Source organism: Enterobacter asburiae (genome assembly GCA_011754535.1).
Lineage (GTDB): Bacteria > Pseudomonadota > Gammaproteobacteria > Enterobacterales > Enterobacteriaceae > Enterobacter > Enterobacter cloacae_N.
In genome coordinates this window covers 437,459-455,759 of record JAAQVN010000001.1, presented here as the reverse complement: position 1 = coordinate 455,759, position 18,301 = coordinate 437,459, and the positions used below count along the sequence as shown (strand labels likewise).

The following is an 18,301-nucleotide window of genomic DNA, read 5'->3' as shown; positions in this document are numbered from 1 at the left end:
ACGCAATTCATCAATCACGATGATAAATCACCGCACAGAACAGCAAAAAAATCGAACACGTCAAATTTCCCTGACGTCTACACGGTTATACTCTTTTACCCATAAAGGAGCAGTGGAAACGCTTTCGCAATCGTCCGCGTGGACGGGTGAACTACCTTTAGTTTGTCGCGTTGCGAAATAACAAAAATCTGGAGGAATGTCGTGCAAACTTTTCAAGCCGATCTTGCCGTAATAGGCGCTGGCGGGGCTGGATTACGTGCTGCGATTGCTGCAGCACAAGCTAATCCTGACGCTAAAATCGCATTGATTTCAAAAGTCTATCCAATGCGCAGCCACACGGTGGCAGCAGAAGGAGGGTCCGCCGCCGTTGCGCAGGATCATGACAGCTTCGAATACCATTTCCACGACACGGTTGCAGGGGGCGACTGGCTTTGCGAACAGGATGTCGTTGACTACTTCGTACACCATTGTCCAACTGAAATGACCCAGCTTGAACAGTGGGGATGTCCGTGGAGCCGCCGTCCGGACGGCAGCGTCAACGTTCGTCGCTTCGGGGGGATGAAAATCGAACGTACCTGGTTCGCCGCTGATAAGACCGGCTTCCACATGCTGCACACCCTGTTCCAGACCTCTCTTCAGTTCCCACAAATCCAGCGCTTTGATGAACATTTCGTCCTCGACATTCTGGTCGACGACGGTCATGCACGTGGCCTGGTGGCGATGAACATGATGGAAGGCACCCTCGTCCAGATCCGTGCCAATGCGGTGGTGATGGCAACGGGCGGTGCGGGACGCGTCTATCGCTACAACACCAACGGCGGCATCGTCACCGGTGACGGCATGGGCATGGCGCTGAGCCACGGCGTGCCGCTGCGCGATATGGAGTTTGTACAGTATCACCCAACCGGTCTGCCAGGCTCGGGCATTCTGATGACGGAAGGCTGCCGCGGCGAAGGCGGTATCCTGGTCAACAAAAACGGCTACCGCTATCTGCAGGATTACGGCATGGGCCCGGAAACCCCTCTCGGCGAGCCGAAGAACAAATACATGGAACTCGGCCCGCGCGACAAAGTCTCTCAGGCCTTCTGGCACGAGTGGCGCAAGGGCAACACCATCTCCACGCCGCGCGGCGACGTGGTCTATCTCGATCTGCGTCACCTGGGCGAGAAGAAACTGCTGGAGCGTCTGCCGTTCATCTGCGAACTGGCGAAAGCTTACGTCGGCGTCGATCCGGTGAAAGAGCCGATTCCGGTACGCCCAACCGCGCACTACACCATGGGCGGGATTGAAACCGACCAACAGTGTGAAACCCGCATTAAAGGGCTGTTCGCCGTAGGCGAGTGTTCCTCCGTCGGCCTGCACGGCGCCAACCGCCTGGGCTCTAACTCGCTGGCAGAGCTGGTCGTCTTTGGCCGCATGGCGGGCGAGCGTGCGATGGAGCGTGCGGCGACCGCAGGCGAAGCAAACGGCGCGGCGCTGGATGCGCAGGTCACAGACGTTGAAAAACGCCTGAAGGATCTGGTGAACCAGGAAGGTAACGAGAACTGGTCGAAGATCCGCGACGAGATGGGCCTGTCGATGGAAGAAGGCTGCGGTATCTACCGTACGCCGGAACTGATGCAGAAAACCGTCGACAAGCTGGCGGAACTGCAGGAGCGCTTCAAGCGCGTGCGCATCACCGACACCTCCAGCGTCTTCAATACCGACCTGCTCTATACCATTGAGCTGGGCCACGGCCTGAACGTCGCAGAATGTATGGCGCACTCTGCGCTGGCGCGTAAAGAGTCTCGCGGCGCACACCAGCGTCTGGACGAAGGCTGTACCGAACGTGACGACGTCAATTTCCTGAAACACACTCTCGCCTGGCGCGATGCGGATGGCACCACGCGTCTGGATTACAGCGACGTGAAAATCACCACGCTGCCACCGGCTAAACGCGTGTACGGCGCAGAAGCAGAAGCCGCCGAGAAGAAGGAGAAGGCGAATGGCTGAGATGCAAAAACTGAAAGTTGAAGTGGTGCGCTACAACCCGGAAGTGGATACCGCCCCCCACAGCGCTTTCTATGAAGTGCCCTATGACGAGCAAACCTCCCTGCTGGATGCGCTCGGCTATATCAAAGACAACCTGGCGCCGGACCTGAGCTACCGCTGGTCCTGCCGCATGGCGATCTGTGGCTCCTGCGGCATGATGGTCAACAAGGTACCGAAGCTGGCGTGTAAAACCTTCCTGCGCGATTACACTAAGGGCATCAAGGTTGAAGCGCTGGGCAACTTCCCGATCGAGCGTGATCTGGTGGTCGATATGACCCACTTTATCGAAAGTCTGGAAGCGATTAAGCCGTACATCATCGGCAACCCACGCACGCCGGACCAGGGTCCGAACACCCAGACGCCGGCGCAGATGGCGAAATACCATCAGTTCTCTGGCTGCATCAACTGCGGCCTGTGCTACGCCGCCTGTCCACAGTTTGGCCTGAACCCGGAGTTCATCGGCCCGGCCGCCATTACCCTGGCGCACCGCTATAACGAAGACAGCCGCGACCACGGTAAAAAAGAACGTATGGCGCAGCTTAACGGCCAGAACGGCGTCTGGACCTGTACCTTTGTGGGCTACTGCTCCGAAGTCTGTCCAAAGCACGTCGACCCGGCCGCCGCCATTCAACAGGGTAAAGTGGAAAGCTCGAAAGACTTTCTTATCGCTACCCTGAAACCACGCTAAGGAGTGCATAATGACGACTAAACGCAAAGCCTACGTGCGGCCAGTGCCGTCCACCTGGTGGAAAAACCTGCCGTTTTATCGCTTCTATATGCTGCGTGAAGGCACGGCGGTACCGGCGGTCTGGTTCAGCCTTGAGCTGATGTACGGCGTTTTCGCCCTCAAACACGGGCCGGAAACCTGGGCCAGCTTTGTGGGGTTCCTGCAAAACCCAATTATCGTAGTTCTGAACCTGATCGCGCTCGCGGCGGCGCTGCTTCATACCAAAACCTGGTTTGAACTGGCGCCAAAAGCGGCGAATATCATCATAAAAGACGAAAAAATGGGGCCGGAGCCAGTCATTAAAGGGCTGTGGGCAGTGACGATCCTGGTCACTGTGGTCATTCTGTTTGTCGCACTGTTCTGGTAAGGAGACTACTGTGATCAATCCAAATCCAAAACGTTCAGACGAGCCGGTCTTCTGGGGCCTGTTTGGCGCAGGCGGCATGTGGAGTGCCATCATCGCCCCGGTTATCATCCTGCTGGTCGGCATTATGCTGCCGCTGGGGCTGTTCCCGGGCGATGCGCTGAGCTACGAGCGCGTGCTGGCGTTTGCGGGCAGCTTTATTGGCCGCGTGTTCATCTTCCTGATGATCGTCCTGCCATTGTGGTGCGGTCTGCACCGTATTCACCATGCGATGCATGACCTGAAAATCCATGTGCCGAGCGGTAAATGGGTATTCTACGGGCTGGCAACCATCCTGACCGTGGTGACACTGATTGCGGTTGTCACTATCTGACGCTTCTGGCCCGCCATCCGGCGGGCCTTTTATTTCTTCATCTTTCCCACCAGCCACTGGGCAAATTCACGCATTGCGGACGTTTCAGCCCGCGACTGCAGTCTCGTTAGCCAGTAACTGCCCAGATCAATTTGCGTTGTAAACGGCTGCACAATACGCTCGCTGTTCAGCAAATGGGTAAACATATCGACAGGCGCAATGGCAATGCCCATACCTGCCTGCGCGGCTTCCAGCATGGTGACAGACGAATCAAATACCATCACCCGGTGCGTTGGCGAGGGAGGATGCTCGCCTGCCGCCTGCATCCATGCCGACCATTCGTCGCGTCGGTAAGAGCGCAGCAGGGTAAACTTCAGGATGTCGGTCGGAGAGTGGAGCACGGCGGCGATTTCGGGCGAGCAAAGCGGCGCCAGCGGTGCGGGGCATAGGAAGTGCGCCTCGGTGCCGTGCCACGCTCCACCGCCGTAGCGGATCGTATAATCAAGCCCTTCAGCCGCCGGATCGACGCGGTTGTTATGGGTGGAAAGATGGAGATCGATATGCGGATAACAGCGGCGAAAGTCTGCGAGCTGAGAGAATAAAACACCCGTAGCAAAAGTCCCAACCACGCCGATTTTTAGCTTCTCCTGGGCGCGCTGGCTGGCAAAGCGATCCAGCATTCCGGCGATACGATCGAATGAATCATTCAGCACCGGCAGCAGATTTTCCCCCTCCGTGGTCAGCATCAGGCCGCGCGAAACGCGGACAAACAGCTGACAATTCAGATGCTGTTCCAGCGCCTTAACATGCTGGCTGATGGCTGAATGGGTGACATTCAGCTCTATCGCGGCATGCGTAAAACTGAGGTGCCGGGCGGCCGCTTCGAAGGCGCGAAGCGAATTAAGCGGGAGATAGCTGCGGGTCATCGTTCCATCCGTTAGAAAAATTAACAGCTCATGCTAAATTTAACCGTTTGTCAGCCATAGTCAAATCCAACAGACTACAGCGGTCTGTCGGGCCCGGACACTCCCTTGACCTGCTATTACGGAAGATAAATGATGATGACAAAATCCCTTTGCTGCGCCCTGCTGCTCAGCACCTCCTGCTCGGTATTAGCTGCCCCGATGTCAGAAAAACAGCTGGCTGACGTGGTGGAACGTACCGTTACGCCGCTGATGAAAGCGCAGGCCATTCCAGGCATGGCGGTGGCCGTGATTTATCAGGGCCAGCCACGCTACTTTACCTTCGGAAAAGCCGACATCGCGGCGAACAAGCCCGTCACCCCGCAAACCCTGTTCGAGCTGGGCTCTATAAGTAAAACCTTCACCGGCGTGCTGGGAGGCGATGCCATTGCCCGCGGCGAAATATCGCTGGGCGATCCGGTAACCAAATATTGGCCTGAACTGACAGGCAAGCAGTGGCAGGGAATTCGCATGCTGGATCTAGCAACCTATACAGCAGGAGGCCTGCCGTTACAGGTACCGGATGAGGTCACGGATAACGCCTCCCTGCTGCGCTTCTATCAAAACTGGCAGCCGCAGTGGAAACCGGGCACCACGCGTCTTTATGCCAATGCCAGCATCGGTTTGTTTGGCGCGCTGGCGATCAAACCTTCCGGCATGAGCTATGAGCAGGCCATGACGACGCGGGTCTTTAAGCCGCTCAAGCTCGACCATACCTGGATTAATGTTCCGAAAGCGGAGGAGGCGCATTACGCCTGGGGATATCGTGACGGTAAAGCGGTCCACGTTTCACCGGGCATGCTGGACGCAGAGGCGTATGGCGTGAAAACCAACGTGCAGGATATGGCAAGCTGGGTGATGGCCAACATGGCCCCTGACGCGCTGCAGGATACGTCCCTGAAGCAAGGCATTACGCTGGCGCAGTCCCGCTACTGGCGCGTGGGTGCTATGTATCAGGGGCTGGGCTGGGAGATGCTCAACTGGCCGGTCGATGTAAAAACCGTTGTCGGAGGCAGCGATAACAAGGTTGCTCTGGCACCGTTGCCCGCGAGAGAAGTGAATCCTCCGGCGCCTCCGGTAAAAGCCTCATGGGTGCATAAAACCGGCTCAACCGGCGGGTTTGGCAGCTACGTGGCATTTATTCCTGAAAAGCAGCTCGGCATTGTGATGCTGGCAAATAAAAGCTATCCGAACCCGGCGCGAGTTGAGGCGGCATACCGTATTCTTGACGCGATGCAGTAAAACATTGCCGGGTAGCGCTAACGCTTACCCGGCGAAACATCCCGCACATTGCTCCGCTTTTTTCCTGCTGTCATCTACACTTAACAAAAAACAGTAAGGAAACTCCTATGCGCATTCTGCCTGTTATCGCCGCGGTGACGGCCGCGTTTTTAGTTGTTGCCTGCAGTTCCCCTACCCCACCGCCTGGCGTCACCGTCGTCACGCCTTTTGATGCACAACGCTTCCTTGGAACATGGTACGAAATCGCACGCCTCGATCACCGGTTTGAGCAAGGCCTGGAGAAGGTCACGGCACATTACAGCCTGATGGATGATGGCGGTATTCAGGTGATCAACCGGGGTTATAATCCCGATCGAGAGATGTGGCAGCAGTCGGTTGGGAAAGCCTACTTCACTGGCGACCCGCGACGGGCCGCGCTCAAAGTCTCTTTCTTCGGCCCGTTTTATGGCGGCTATAACGTAATAGCGCTCGACAGAGAGTACCGTCACGCGCTGGTCTGCGGGCCGGATCGCGACTATCTGTGGATACTTTCCCGCACACCAACTATTTCGTCAGAAATGAAACAGCAGATGCTGGACGTCGCGACCCGGCAGGGGTTTGATGTATCGAAACTCATCTGGGTAAAACAGCCCCATTAATGGGTGCTGAGCTTCAGTCCAATGATACCGGCCACAATCAGAGCGAGGCTGGCAATGCGCGCCAGGCTCGCTGACTCACCCAGCAGCAAAATGCCGGTAATCGCCGCGCCTACGGCACCGATCCCCGTCCAGACGGCGTAGGCCGTTCCCACCGGCAGGGAACGCATCGCCCACGAGAGCAGAACAATACTCACGATCATCGCAGTAACGGTAATGACGCTGGGCGTCAGGCGGGTAAATCCGTGCGTGTACTTGAGGCCAATCGCCCACACCACTTCGAGCAGGCCAGCAATCAAAAGAATAATCCAGGACATATCAGGCTCCTTAACTTAAAAAAGTTGGGGCCGTCCCCGATGAAGGAAGCGCTTACGGGTCGTCCCGCAAGGCAGATAACACCCCATATTTTGGTTAGTGTGCGATTTTTTTTCAATCAATTTCTGCTGATCGCGTTAAGCCCAGAAATAGCCGCAGTAAGGCGCGGAGTTCAGGCATTTATTACTCATCGGACTTCTCTATGATGATGTGCTTTCTGATGGCAGGAAGCCAAACCACTAGCCGATTGCGAATAAAATATGTTCAAAATTCTTTTGATTGACCGTTGTCACTTCACCCGTACCGGGTTCGAAGCATGGCTCAATCATTCCGGTTTGTTCCCGGGGCACTACGTTGTGACCGGGCTGAACAATCTCTTCCTTGCCAGAGAACACATTCTGCAATGGAAACCCGCGCTGGTTATCGCTGACCTGCATGGTTTCCGCCAGGATATTCACCATTTTCAGCAATTCTCGTCCTTGCTGAACGCCAGCGAAAAGTTACCCTTTATTATGCTGCAATCAGGAGAGGACAGGGACATGACGGCCTGGCTGGAGAACTTCCCGGTCTGGTCTTCGCTGATGAAAAATGCCCGTCTTGAGGAACTCGCGGCGGTTATTAATGACGCGTTAATCTCGGGCGCAAGCACGCACAGACCTACTGTGGCCGCTCCCTTGCTAACCCGACAGGAAGAGAAAGTGCTGACATTGTGGATGGACGGCGCGAGCAATCAAAAAATTGCTGCTCACCTGAGTATCAATGGCAAAACGGTTTATACCTATAAACGAAATATCCGCATGAAACTGCATATGGATACGCGCTTTTCACCCTTTTTATCCTTGCAGGAGTCAGAAAGCTGACGGTACGAAACCCATTCGGTCCCGTACCGTGTGTTCATTACTGCTGAGCTTTCGTTGCCGCACCAGAGATCGCGCTACCGCCTTCAGAAATATCCTGACCGACGCCGCGCGTGGTATTACAGGCCGTTAACACTGAAGAAAGTACCAGGACTGAAAAGATCGCTGCAATTGTCTTCTTAACCATAATATCTTCCTTTTATAGCCAAAGTTGTTTTGTGTATAGCAACTTAAGAATAGACAAGATCCCGTCGGTTGACGGAAAAGGAAGCATTTTTAGGAAAATTAGACGAGCCTAGCTGGCTGCGTGGGAAATGATATGTCCAAGGTCCTGGATATCTTCCCCCATGCCACGCGCGGTGTTACAGCCGGAAAGCAGTACGCTGGAGAGCGCTAACAGAAGCAGAATTTTAACGGTACGTTTCATCATCCCTGCCTGCAAAAATCAGGCGCAGCGGGCGCTGCGCCTCGAATCATGACGTAAATTACTTCACGCGGGATACGTATTCGCCGGAGCGAGTATCCACTTTGATCACTTCACCGATCTGAACGAACAGTGGCACTTTCACCACAGCGCCAGTGGAGAGCGTTGCTGGCTTGCCGCCAGTACCCGCGGTATCACCTTTCAGACCTGGATCGGTTTCAACGATTTCCAGCTCAACAAAGTTTGGTGGGGTAACAGCGATAGGCTGGCCGTTCCACAGGGTCACGATGCACTCAGCCTGATCCAGCAACCACTTCGCGTTATCGCCAATTGCTTTCGCGTCAGCAGACAGCTGCTCGAACGTTTCGTTGTTCATGAAGTGCCAGAACTCACCGTCGTTGTACAGGTAAGTCAGGTTCATATCGACAACATCAGCGCCTTCAGCGGAGTCAGTAGATTTGAAGGTTTTCTCAACACGGGTACCGGTCAGCAGGCGGCGCAGCTTAACGCGTGCGAATGCCTGGCCTTTACCTGGTTTAACGAATTCGCTGGCTTCAACCGCGTACGGTTCGCCGTCCATCATGATTTTAAGACCAGCACGAAAATCGTTGCTATAGTACGTTGCCATAAGGCCCTCTAAATTTGTTAACTGGTAGCTAAGCCACAAAATGGCGCATATTGTAACCCTAAACACCCCATCCAGAGAAGATTGGTTATCGCAACTTGCCGATGTAATCACTAGTCCTGATGAATTGCTGCGTCTTTTAGACCTCGATCAGCACCCGGAGTTGCTTGCAGGCCGCGAGGCAAAGCGACTTTTCGCCCTGCGCGTTCCCCGCGCGTTTGTTGCGCGCATGGAAAAAGGCAATCCAGACGATCCTTTATTAAAACAAACGCTTACGTCACAGGATGAGTTTATTACAGCGCCGGGATACAGCACCGATCCGCTGGAAGAGCAGAACAGCGTGGTGCCGGGTTTACTGCACAAATATCTCAATCGCGCCCTGCTGCTGGTAAAAGGCGGCTGCGCGGTTAATTGTCGTTATTGCTTCCGTCGGCACTTCCCGTACGCCGAAAACCAGGGAAATAAGCGTAACTGGCAGGTTGCGCTGGACTATATCGCCGCCCATCCAGAGCTGGATGAGATTATTTTTTCCGGCGGTGACCCGCTGATGGCAAAAGATCATGAGCTGGACTGGCTTTTGACGCAGCTTGAAGCCATCCCGCACATCAAACGTCTGCGCATTCACAGCCGTTTACCGATTGTCATTCCGGCACGTATCACTGACGGCCTGGTTGCGCGCCTGGAGCAGTCCCGTCTGCAGGTGCTGCTGGTAAACCATATCAACCACGCGAACGAAATCGACGATGAATTTCGCGCGGCGATGGCGCGTCTGCGTAAGGCGGGCGTCACTCTGCTCAACCAAAGCGTCCTCCTGCGCGGCGTGAACGATAATGCCCGCGCACTGGCCGATCTCAGCAACGCCTTGTTTGACGCAGGCGTGATGCCCTATTACCTGCACGTACTGGATCGCGTGCAGGGTGCGGCACACTTCATGGTGACGGATGAGGAAGCCCGACAGATTATGCGCGAGCTGTTAACGCTGGTTTCAGGGTACATGGTGCCGAAACTGGCACGCGAGATTGGCGGAGAGCCGAGTAAGACGCCGCTGGATTTGCAACTGCGGCAGCGCTAAAAGGCAGGTGGCGCTACGCTTACCTGCCCTACGAGGTGGGGCGCAGCGCCATCAGCAAGTAAACTCAGTTCGGGCACTTATAAACCTGGCCGCTCATCTGGCTGGCCGTCGGCACGAAGCTGGAAAGCATTCCTTGCGTCGGGCTGCTCACGCCGTAAATCACGTTCCCCCCCATAGCTGCAGCCTGGTTACGCAGGGCATTCGCCGCGCCGCGCATAGAGCCGCCTTCTTCACCGTGCTGACCCGACATCCAGTTACTTTGTTCACCGGTGGCCGTACCTAACAGCTGGCATTCGCTGCCTGGCTTATCTTCCACAAAGCGAACGCCCTGGCCCGCTGCCGACAGTTCATTGCTGGAGCTACAACCCGCCAGCAGCAATGCTGCTCCTACGATCCCTGCACAGACTTTTACGCGCATGTTATTCCTCGTTTTCAATAAGCTGGACAGTAATTGTCCGTGTGTAAATCTTATACCTAAAAGATGACTAAAAGAAAAATCCCCGCGCATTTCTGCGAGCCAGATTCCGTACGCTATTCCTCCGATACCATAAATGAATTCTGATAATGCCCTTTGGGATATCGTGTTTTAGCCCCCGATCGTTTTTAGTGTTGCGACGTACAACTTTTGTACGCGATTAAAACAGGGGGTTTCATGAGTGCATCATCCTCAGGAGAGGAAAAGGTAACATGGGTGGGCTATCTGGCGTTTGTGCTCACCATCGTATTTTTCTCAGGCTTTTTCGCCAAAAGTACCGAATGGTGGCGCGTGCTGGATTTTACTGTCTTAAACGGCAGCTTTGGTCCGGTGAACGGCGCACTAACATTTCGCGGCGAGGGCGGTACGGGGGCGAAAGACGGTTTCTTATTTGCCCTTGAACTGGCGCCTTCGGTCATTTTGTCGCTCGGGATCATTGCCGTCACCGAGGGGCTGGGCGGGCTGCGTGCCGCACAACAGCTAATGACGCCCATTTTGCGCCCGCTGCTTGGCGTACCGGGCATCTGCTCTCTGGCCCTCATAGCCAACCTGCAAAATACCGATGCCGCAGCAGGGATGACCAAAGAGTTGACCGACGAAGGGGCAATTACCGATCGCGAGCGCGCCATTTTCGCCACCTTCCAGACCAGCGGTAGCGCCATCATTACCAACTATTTTTCTTCCGGTGCCGCACTTTTTACCTTCATTACCGTCCCGGTGATTACGCCGCTTGCCGTCATACTGGTGTTTAAATTTGTTGGCGCGAACTTCCTGCGCCTGTGGATCGCCCACATGGAAGATCGTTGTATTCAGGAGGAAAAAAATGATCGCCCAGCCGCGTAAAAATATCATGGACATGTTTATTGATGGCGCCCGCCGAGGCTTTACCATCGCCACCACCAGCCTGCTGCCTAACGTGGTTATGGCGTTTGTCATCATTCAGGCGCTCAAGGTGACCGGCCTGCTGGATATTGTTGGCAATATTTGCGAGCCGGTCATGGCGCTGTGGGGGCTTCCGGGCGCGGCGGCAACGGTCCTTCTGGCCTCAGTGATGAGTATGGGCGGCGGCGTGGGGGTCTGCGCCAGCCTGGTGGCTGCCGGCACGCTCAACGGCCACGATGCCACCGTCCTGCTTCCCGCCATCTATCTGATGGGCAATCCGGTACAAAACACGGGCCGCTGCCTGGGTACCGCAGGGGTGAACCCCAAATATTACCCGCACATCATTACTGTCTGCGTCATTAACGCCCTACTCTCAATGTGGGTAATGCAGCTACTCTTCTGAGGAGATAAAAATGGATTTTTCAGTGCTGGAACCCCATCTTTTCCGCAATGTGCACCTTTACGCGCCGGAGGATCGGGGACGTTGCGATCTGCTGATCGCCGGGGGGAAAATCGTCGCGATTGAAAAAACGGATCGCGCAACAACACAGCTTAACTGTCCTGAAAGCGATCTCGCCGGGGCGGTGGTTTGCCCGGGCTTTATCGATCAGCACGTGCACCTGATCGGCGGCGGCGGTGAAGCTGGCCCGCACACCCGGACGCCGGAGGTGCGGTTATCCGCGCTTGTGGCGGCGGGCATCACCTCCGTTGTTGGACTGCTGGGTACCGACGGCGTAACCCGCCATCCCGAATCTCTGCTGGCAAAAACGCGGGCGCTTGAGCATGAAGGGATCAGCGCGTGGATGCTGACAGGCGCGTACGGGCTGCCTTCTCCGACGATTACCGGCAGTGTCGAAAAGGATGTGGCGCTGATTGATAAAATCATCGGCGTGAAATGCGCGATTTCCGACCATCGCTCCTCCGCACCGACGGATGACCAGCTCGCGAATATGGCCGCCCAGTCGCGCGTAGGCGGGCTGCTGGGTGCCAAAGCGGGCATATCCGTGTTTCACCTCGGCAACAGCCCGAAGCTGCTGGAGCCGCTGTATAACATCCTCGATAACGCCGACGTTCCCCGCACGAAGCTGCTGCCAACCCACGTTAACCGCGACCAGACGCTGTTCCTCGCCGCGCTGAACTATGCCCGCGAAGGGGGTTATATCGACATTACCACCAGCATCCGAGAGCCCCTTGATGCCGCCACCGCCATCGTGACGGCCCGTGAAGCGCAGGTGCCGTTTAACCGGCTTACGCTCAGCTCGGACGGTAACGGCAGCCAGCCGATTTTTGATGCAAACGGCAATCTGGTGGGCATTGGCGTAGCGGGCTTCGAGTCCCTGCCCGACACCCTACAGCAGCTGGTCAGCCGGTATCACCTGCCGCTGGAGGAGGCGCTTCTGCCGTTTACGCGTAACGTGGCGGAGTTTCTCGGGCTGGAGCATAAGGGGCGGATCGCGCCAGGATGCGATGCCGATTTCCTGGTGCTGACGGATGACCTGAAGATCCGCGAGGTCTGGGCGAAAGGCCGCCAGATGGTGCGCGAAGGCGTAGCGTGCGTGAAAGGAACATTTGAGTAGCGGCAATAAAAAACCCCGGGCATTTCTGCCCGGGGTTCGTTCTGAGAGGTTCAGAACAACATGATTACATCATGCCGCCCATTCCACCCATGCCGCCCATACCAGCAGCACCTAAGTCAGGCGCGTCGCCTTTTGGCAGGTCGGTCACCATGCACTCGGTAGTGATCATCAGGCCAGCTACAGATGCCGCGTACTGCAGAGCAGAACGGGTCACTTTAGTTGGGTCCAGGATACCGAAGTCGATCATGTTGCCGTATTCTTCAGTTGCAGCGTTGTAACCGTAGTTACCTTCGCCCGCTTTCACGTTGTTTGCAACCACAGACGGTTCTTCACCGGCGTTGGACACGATCTGACGCAGAGGGGCTTCCATTGCGCGCAGCGCAACTTTGATACCCACGTTCTGATCTTCGTTCTGTGCGGTCAGGCCAGCCAGTTTAGCAGCTACACGCACCAGCGCGACACCACCACCAGCAACTACGCCTTCTTCTACCGCAGCACGGGTCGCGTGCAGGGCATCGTCAACGCGTGCTTTCTTCTCTTTCATTTCAACTTCGGTCGCCGCACCGACTTTGATTACCGCAACGCCGCCAGCCAGTTTCGCTACGCGCTCCTGCAGTTTTTCACGGTCGTAATCGGAAGTGGCTTCTTCGATCTGCTTACGGATCTGACCAACACGGCCCTGAATAGCAGCTTCTTCACCCACACCGTCGATAATGGTGGTGGTGTCTTTGTTGATCACAACGCGTTTTGCCTGGCCCAGGTCTTCCAGGGTCGCTTTTTCCAGCTCCATACCGATCTCTTCAGAGATCACGGTACCGCCGGTCAGGGTAGCGATATCCTGCAGCATCGCTTTACGGCGATCGCCGAAGCCAGGTGCTTTAACCGCAGCCACCTTCACGATGCCGCGCATGGTGTTAACCACCAGAGTCGCCAGCGCTTCGCCTTCAACATCTTCAGCGATGATAACCAGCGGCTTGCCTGCTTTCGCAACGGCTTCCAGCACTGGCAGCATTTCGCGGATGTTGGAGATTTTCTTGTCAGCCAGCAGGATGAACGGGCTTTCCAGCTCAACAGCGCCAGTTTCCGGCTTGTTGATGAAGTATGGGGACAGGTAACCGCGGTCGAACTGCATACCTTCAACCACGTCCAGTTCGTCTTCCAGACCGGTACCGTCTTCTACGGTGATCACGCCTTCTTTACCGACTTTATCCATCGCTTCAGCGATCAATTTACCTACGGTTTCGTCGGAGTTAGCGGAGATGGTACCAACCTGTGCAATGGCTTTAGAGTCAGAGCAAGGTACGGACAGCGCTTTCAGTTCTTCAACAGCGGATGCGACAGCTTTGTCGATACCACGTTTCAGATCCATTGGGTTCATGCCCGCAGCAACGGCTTTCAGACCTTCGGTGATGATTGCCTGCGCCAGAACGGTCGCGGTGGTGGTACCGTCACCCGCAGCGTCGTTCGCTTTGGAGGCAACTTCTTTTACCATCTGCGCGCCCATGTTTTCGAACTTGTCTTCCAGCTCGATTTCACGTGCTACAGAAACACCATCTTTAGTGATGGTTGGCGCGCCGAAGGATTTATCCAGCACTACGTTACGGCCTTTCGGGCCCAGGGTCACTTTAACTGCATCTGCCAGTACGTTTACGCCGCGGAGCATTTTTACACGAGCGTCGTTACCGAATTTTACGTCTTTAGCTGCCATGTTCTTATTTCCTCAAATTCTCGTGCGTAAATTACGCTTCAACAATTGCCAGAATGTCGCTCTCGGACATGATCAACACTTCTTCATTGTCGATCTTCTCGGATTTCACGCCGTAGCCATCGTTGAAAATTACGATGTCACCAACTTTAACGTCCAGCGGCTGCACAGTTCCGTTTTCCAGGATGCGGCCCTTACCGACAGCGATGATTTCGCCACGCGTTGATTTGGCTGCTGCAGAACCGGTCAGAACGATGCCGCCAGCAGACTTGGTTTCAACTTCTTTACGTTTGACGATCACACGATCATGTAACGGACGAATACTCATTGATAGCTCTCCTTTGAGAAAGTCATTATCAGTTATGGATGACGCCGGCCCGCATGCGGTTTTCCGACTAGTGCCCTGAGAGATGGGGATAGCTTTTTACCCCTTCAAGGGGGAATCGAAAAAAAATTTGCGAAAGTGTTACCATCCACTCTCTTTTGATGGCGGCAGGACAGGGTAAATGAGTGGACTCAGGCAGGAGCTGGGGCTGGCGCAGGGCGTTGGCCTGCTTTCAACCTCCTTGTTAGGGACGGGCGTGTTTGCTGTACCGGCACTGGCGGCGCTGGTCGCCGGAAATAATAGCCTTTGGGCATGGCCGGTGCTGATCCTGCTGGTGTTCCCGGTGGCGATTGTGTTTGCCATCCTTGGACGACATTTCCCCAGCGCGGGCGGCGTGGCGCATTTTGTCGGCATGGCGTTTGGTCCGCGTATGGAGCGCGTGACCGGCTGGCTGTTCTTGTCGGTCATACCCGTTGGCCTTCCGGCAGCCCTGCATATCGCCACCGGCTTTGGGCAGGCGCTGTTTGGCTGGCACGACGAACAGCTGCTGCTGGCTGAACTGGGAACGCTGGCGATTGTCTGGTGGGTGGGCTCGCGCGGGGCCAGTTCAAGCGCGAATCTGCAAACGCTGGTTGCCGTGTTGATCGTCGCGCTGATCGTCGCCATCTGGTTTGCGGGTGACATTACCGTGGCGGATATCCCTTTCCCTGCGATAAACGATATCGACCATTCTCAGCTTTTCGCTGCGTTATCCGTCATGTTCTGGTGTTTCGTTGGTCTTGAAGCGTTCGCGCACCTGGCCTCCGAGTTTAAACAGCCCGAGCGTGATTTTCCCCGCGCCCTGATGATTGGCCTGCTGCTGGCGGGCACCGTATATTGGGCCTGTACCGTGCTGGTGCTGCACTTCAACGCGTTCGGCGAAGATAAAGCCGCTGCCGCATCGCTACCGGGTATCGTGGTTGAACTGTTCGGTGTGAAGGCGCTATGGGTGGCCTGCGTGATTGGCTATCTCGCCTGCTTCGCCAGCCTCAATATTTATATCCAGAGCTTCGCCCGTCTGGTGTGGTCGCAGGCACTCTACAAACCGGAGAGCCGTCTTGCACGTTTGTCTAAACGTCGACTCCCGGTTAATGCGCTGAATGCCGTGTTGGGCTGCTGTGTGCTGAGCTCGCTGTGCATTTATATTCTCGACATCAACCTTGATGCGCTGATCGTCTACGCCAACGGCATTTTCATCATGATCTACCTGCTGTGCATGCTGGCGGGTTGTCGTCTGCTTAAAGGGCGCTATAAGGCACTGGCGGTTTTCGGGGGTGTGCTTTGCCTCCTGCTGCTGGCGATGGTGGGATGGAAGAGTGTGTACGCCATCGTCATGCTGGCGGGGCTGTGGGCGTTTTTACCGAAGCGGTAAAATCTGCAGGCCCGGTAAGCGACGCGTCACCGGGCCAAAAAAATCAACGATCGTCTTTATGATCTAAACGATCGCGCTGGTCATCCTTACGCTGATACTCCCCTTCGAAAGTATCGCCTGGCCCTGTGCTGAACCCGCCGCCCGGCATGCGGCTAAAGCGCAGATGCGGCAGCAGCTTCATGGTCAGGTGCTTCTGAACCGGCGGCAACAGCAATAGCAGGCCGAGGAAGTCGGTGAAGAACCCCGGCAGGATCAGCAGCAGGCCCGCAATAATCAGCGACACGCTTTTGATCATCTCTTCTGCCGGGCTTTCGCCTGCGGCCATCTTCTGCTGCATTATCAGGAAATTTTTGAAACCCTGATTACGCACCAGTGACATACCAATCACCGAGGTGAAAATCACCAGAATCAGCGTCAGCAGGACGCCCAGCACGTGGGCAACCTGGATAAAAATTGAAATCTCAATGTAAACATAGAGAAAGAAGGCAATAAACGGTATCCAGCGCACTGGCATCTCCTGTTGGGCAGGTGCCGTCGGGCCCCTGTCTTAATGTGTTCGCGACGCGCGTTTGTATGAGATGGTGACGGTTAGCGAAAATTCAATCGGTTTGCACGGATATTTTTTTTGGAAATATTAAAGCGGTGACCCATTTCACAGATTAATAATTATCATGGAATCGGCTCGATAATAAGTGATCCAGCTTACGGCAATTCGCTATCATCAGCATATGATCTCGAACATCTGGCTGATTGAGGGAATAATCGTCGGCCAGAAAATATTCAAAACCACATAAATACTGTGTGTTTAGTACAATCCATCGGCAGCTTGAAAAGAAGGTTCACATGTTAAACAACATTCGTATCGAAGAAGACTTGTTGGGTACCAGGGAAGTTCCAGCGGATGCCTACTATGGTGTTCACACTCTGAGAGCGATTGAAAACTTCTACATCAGCAACAGCAAAATCAGCGACATCCCTGAGTTTGTCCGTGGCATGGTGATGGTGAAGAAAGCCGCAGCGCTAGCGAACAAAGAGCTGCAAACCATTCCTAAAAGCGCGGCAAATGCGATTATCGCTGCCTGCGATGAAGTGCTGAACAACGGCAAATGTATGGACCAGTTCCCGGTTGACGTCTATCAGGGCGGCGCGGGTACCTCCGTCAACATGAATACGAACGAAGTACTGGCAAACATTGGCCTGGAGCTGATGGGTCACCAGAAAGGTGAATACCAGTACCTGAACCCGAACGACCACGTTAACAAATGCCAGTCCACCAACGATGCCTACCCTACCGGCTTCCGTATCGCGGTGTATGCCTCTGTAGTGAAACTGGTAGATGCTATCAACCAACTGGGTGATGGCTTCCAGCGTAAAGCGGTTGAGTTCCAGGACATCCTGAAAATGGGTCGCACCCAGCTGCAGGACGCGGTGCCAATGACGCTGGGCCAGGAGTTCCACGCGTTTAACGTGCTGCTGAACGAAGAAACTAAAAACCTGCTGCGCACCTCCGAGCTGCTGCTGGAAGTGAACCTGGGCGCAACCGCCATCGGTACGCGTCTGAACACCCCGGATGGCTATCAGCAGCTGGCGGTTCAGAAGCTGGCGGAAGTGTCTAACCTGCCGGTTGTGCCTGCGGAAGACCTGATTGAAGCCACCTCCGACTGCGGTGCCTACGTGATGGTACACAGCGCCCTGAAACGTTTGGCGGTGAAACTGTCCAAAATCTGTAATGACCTGCGCCTGCTCTCTTCCGGTCCGCGCGCTGGCCTGAACGAAATCAACCTGCCAGAACTGCAGGCCGGTTCGTCCATCATGCCAGCCAAGGTGAACCCGGTTGTGCCAGAAGTGGTGAACCAGGTGTGCTTCAAAGTCATCGGTAACGATACAACCGTGACCATGGCCTCTGAAGCGGGTCAGCTGCAGCTGAACGTGATGGAGCCGGTAATTGGCCAGGCGATGTTTGAATCTATTCACATCCTGACCAACGCCTGCTACAACCTGCTGGAAAAATGCATTAACGGCATCACGGCGAATAAAGAAGTCTGTGAAGGTTATGTTTACAACTCCATCGGGATCGTCACTTACCTCAACCCGTTCATCGGCCACCACAACGGCGACATCGTTGGTAAGATTTGTGCCGAAACCGGTAAGAGCGTTCGTGAAGTCGTGCTGGAGCGCGGGCTGTTGACCGAAGCTGAGCTGGACGATATCTTCTCGGCCCAGAACCTGATGCACCCGGCATATAAAGCGAAACGATATACCGATGAAAGCGAACAGTAACAGTTCAGGCTAGGCTTCCGAAAGGCACGTCACAAGTGAC

General features: G+C 55.2%; 22 protein-coding genes. 13 read left to right on the top strand and 9 right to left on the bottom strand.

Annotated features, from left to right (window positions below):
- Window positions 1-201: 201 nt before the first annotated feature.
- Genes frdA through frdD form a run of 4 tightly spaced genes read left to right on the top strand, consistent with a single transcriptional unit; the run spans window position 202 to window position 3,495 of the window.
- On the top strand, window positions 202-1,992 hold the full coding sequence (gene frdA, locus HBM95_02095) for a fumarate reductase (quinol) flavoprotein subunit (protein ID NIH41737.1): 1,791 nt from the start codon (window positions 202-204) through the stop codon (window positions 1,990-1,992).
- A complete protein-coding gene (locus tag HBM95_02090) occupies window positions 1,985-2,719 on the top strand; it encodes a succinate dehydrogenase/fumarate reductase iron-sulfur subunit (protein NIH41736.1) in 735 nt (244 codons plus the stop codon). The genes frdA and HBM95_02090 overlap by 8 nt, the downstream gene beginning before the upstream one ends.
- 10 nt (window positions 2,720-2,729) lie before the next feature.
- Window positions 2,730-3,125 (top strand): fumarate reductase subunit FrdC, encoded by a 396-nt coding sequence (frdC, locus tag HBM95_02085; GenBank protein ID NIH41735.1) that lies wholly within the window; start codon window positions 2,730-2,732, stop codon window positions 3,123-3,125.
- Window positions 3,126-3,135: 10 nt separating this feature from the next.
- Entirely contained in the window at window positions 3,136-3,495 is a 360-nt protein-coding gene (frdD, locus tag HBM95_02080) for a fumarate reductase subunit FrdD (GenBank protein NIH41734.1), read from the top strand.
- A 29-nt stretch (window positions 3,496-3,524) separates the two neighbouring features.
- Here the strand turns inward: frdD and HBM95_02075 are convergent, their stop codons facing one another.
- Window positions 3,525-4,400 (bottom strand): LysR family transcriptional regulator, encoded by an 876-nt coding sequence (locus tag HBM95_02075; protein ID NIH41733.1) that lies wholly within the window; start codon window positions 4,398-4,400, stop codon window positions 3,525-3,527.
- A gap of 132 nt (window positions 4,401-4,532) precedes the next feature.
- Between HBM95_02075 and blaACT the strand changes: the two genes are divergently transcribed.
- The gene (gene blaACT / locus HBM95_02070) at window positions 4,533-5,678 is read left to right on the top strand and encodes an ACT family cephalosporin-hydrolyzing class C beta-lactamase (protein ID NIH41732.1); all 1,146 of its coding nucleotides are present in this window, start codon (window positions 4,533-4,535) and stop codon (window positions 5,676-5,678) included.
- Window positions 5,679-5,785: 107 nt separating this feature from the next.
- Window positions 5,786-6,316 carry a lipocalin family protein gene (locus tag HBM95_02065; protein NIH41731.1) on the top strand — a complete coding sequence of 177 codons (531 nt, stop codon included), beginning with the start codon at window positions 5,786-5,788 and terminating at the stop codon, window positions 6,314-6,316.
- On the opposite strand, the gene sugE is transcribed toward HBM95_02065, so the two are convergent.
- On the bottom strand, window positions 6,313-6,630 hold the full coding sequence (gene sugE / locus HBM95_02060) for a quaternary ammonium compound efflux SMR transporter SugE (protein NIH41730.1): 318 nt from the start codon (window positions 6,628-6,630) through the stop codon (window positions 6,313-6,315). The genes HBM95_02065 and sugE overlap by 4 nt on opposite strands.
- Before the next feature lie 258 nt (window positions 6,631-6,888).
- Between sugE and HBM95_02055 the strand changes: the two genes are divergently transcribed.
- Window positions 6,889-7,488: a response regulator transcription factor gene (locus HBM95_02055; protein NIH41729.1), complete on the top strand. Its 600-nt coding sequence runs from the start codon at window positions 6,889-6,891 to the stop codon at window positions 7,486-7,488.
- A 37-nt stretch (window positions 7,489-7,525) separates the two neighbouring features.
- On the opposite strand, the gene ecnB is transcribed toward HBM95_02055, so the two are convergent.
- The 3 genes from ecnB to efp form a co-directional block, all read right to left on the bottom strand.
- Entirely contained in the window at window positions 7,526-7,672 is a 147-nt protein-coding gene (ecnB, locus tag HBM95_02050; GenBank protein NIH41728.1) for a lipoprotein toxin entericidin B, read from the bottom strand.
- Between the two features lie 108 nt (window positions 7,673-7,780).
- On the bottom strand, window positions 7,781-7,912 hold the full coding sequence (locus tag HBM95_02045) for an entericidin A/B family lipoprotein (GenBank protein ID NIH41727.1): 132 nt from the start codon (window positions 7,910-7,912) through the stop codon (window positions 7,781-7,783).
- Window positions 7,913-7,970: 58 nt separating this feature from the next.
- Window positions 7,971-8,537: an elongation factor P gene (gene efp / locus HBM95_02040; GenBank protein ID NIH41726.1), complete on the bottom strand. Its 567-nt coding sequence runs from the start codon at window positions 8,535-8,537 to the stop codon at window positions 7,971-7,973.
- Window positions 8,538-8,577: 40 nt separating this feature from the next.
- On the opposite strand from efp, the gene epmB reads away from it, so the two are divergent.
- The gene (gene epmB / locus HBM95_02035; GenBank protein NIH41725.1) at window positions 8,578-9,606 is read left to right on the top strand and encodes an EF-P beta-lysylation protein EpmB; all 1,029 of its coding nucleotides are present in this window, start codon (window positions 8,578-8,580) and stop codon (window positions 9,604-9,606) included.
- A gap of 64 nt (window positions 9,607-9,670) precedes the next feature.
- On the opposite strand, the gene HBM95_02030 is transcribed toward epmB, so the two are convergent.
- Complete coding sequence (locus tag HBM95_02030; protein ID NIH41724.1) at window positions 9,671-10,024, bottom strand: DUF4156 domain-containing protein; 354 nt, start codon at window positions 10,022-10,024, stop codon at window positions 9,671-9,673.
- Window positions 10,025-10,258: 234 nt separating this feature from the next.
- Between HBM95_02030 and HBM95_02025 the strand changes: the two genes are divergently transcribed.
- The 3 genes from HBM95_02025 to HBM95_02015 are packed head-to-tail and all read left to right on the top strand — an operon-like array spanning window position 10,259 to window position 12,540.
- Complete coding sequence (locus HBM95_02025; protein ID NIH41723.1) at window positions 10,259-10,924, top strand: hypothetical protein; 666 nt, start codon at window positions 10,259-10,261, stop codon at window positions 10,922-10,924.
- Window positions 10,905-11,366: a hypothetical protein gene (locus tag HBM95_02020; GenBank protein NIH41722.1), complete on the top strand. Its 462-nt coding sequence runs from the start codon at window positions 10,905-10,907 to the stop codon at window positions 11,364-11,366. The genes HBM95_02025 and HBM95_02020 overlap by 20 nt, the downstream gene beginning before the upstream one ends.
- A 10-nt stretch (window positions 11,367-11,376) precedes the next feature.
- Entirely contained in the window at window positions 11,377-12,540 is a 1,164-nt protein-coding gene (locus HBM95_02015) for a beta-aspartyl-peptidase (protein NIH41721.1), read from the top strand.
- Window positions 12,541-12,604: 64 nt separating this feature from the next.
- Here the strand turns inward: HBM95_02015 and groL are convergent, their stop codons facing one another.
- Both groL and HBM95_02005 read right to left on the bottom strand, forming a co-directional pair.
- Window positions 12,605-14,248 carry a chaperonin GroEL gene (groL, locus tag HBM95_02010; protein ID NIH41720.1) on the bottom strand — a complete coding sequence of 548 codons (1,644 nt, stop codon included), beginning with the start codon at window positions 14,246-14,248 and terminating at the stop codon, window positions 12,605-12,607.
- Window positions 14,249-14,279: 31 nt separating this feature from the next.
- A complete protein-coding gene (locus HBM95_02005) occupies window positions 14,280-14,573 on the bottom strand; it encodes a co-chaperone GroES (GenBank protein ID NIH41719.1) in 294 nt (97 codons plus the stop codon).
- 178 nt (window positions 14,574-14,751) lie between these two features.
- Here HBM95_02005 and yjeH point away from each other — a divergent pair, with 178 nt between their 5' ends.
- Window positions 14,752-15,981, top strand: coding sequence for an L-methionine/branched-chain amino acid transporter (gene yjeH / locus HBM95_02000; GenBank protein ID NIH41718.1), 1,230 nt, complete (start codon window positions 14,752-14,754; stop codon window positions 15,979-15,981).
- 43 nt (window positions 15,982-16,024) lie between these two features.
- Here yjeH and fxsA read toward each other — a convergent pair whose 3' ends face one another.
- On the bottom strand, window positions 16,025-16,495 hold the full coding sequence (gene fxsA / locus HBM95_01995) for a membrane protein FxsA (GenBank protein ID NIH41717.1): 471 nt from the start codon (window positions 16,493-16,495) through the stop codon (window positions 16,025-16,027).
- A 329-nt stretch (window positions 16,496-16,824) separates the two neighbouring features.
- Here fxsA and aspA point away from each other — a divergent pair, with 329 nt between their 5' ends.
- Window positions 16,825-18,261, top strand: coding sequence for an aspartate ammonia-lyase (aspA, locus tag HBM95_01990; GenBank protein ID NIH41716.1), 1,437 nt, complete (start codon window positions 16,825-16,827; stop codon window positions 18,259-18,261).
- Window positions 18,262-18,301: the final 40 nt, after the last annotated feature.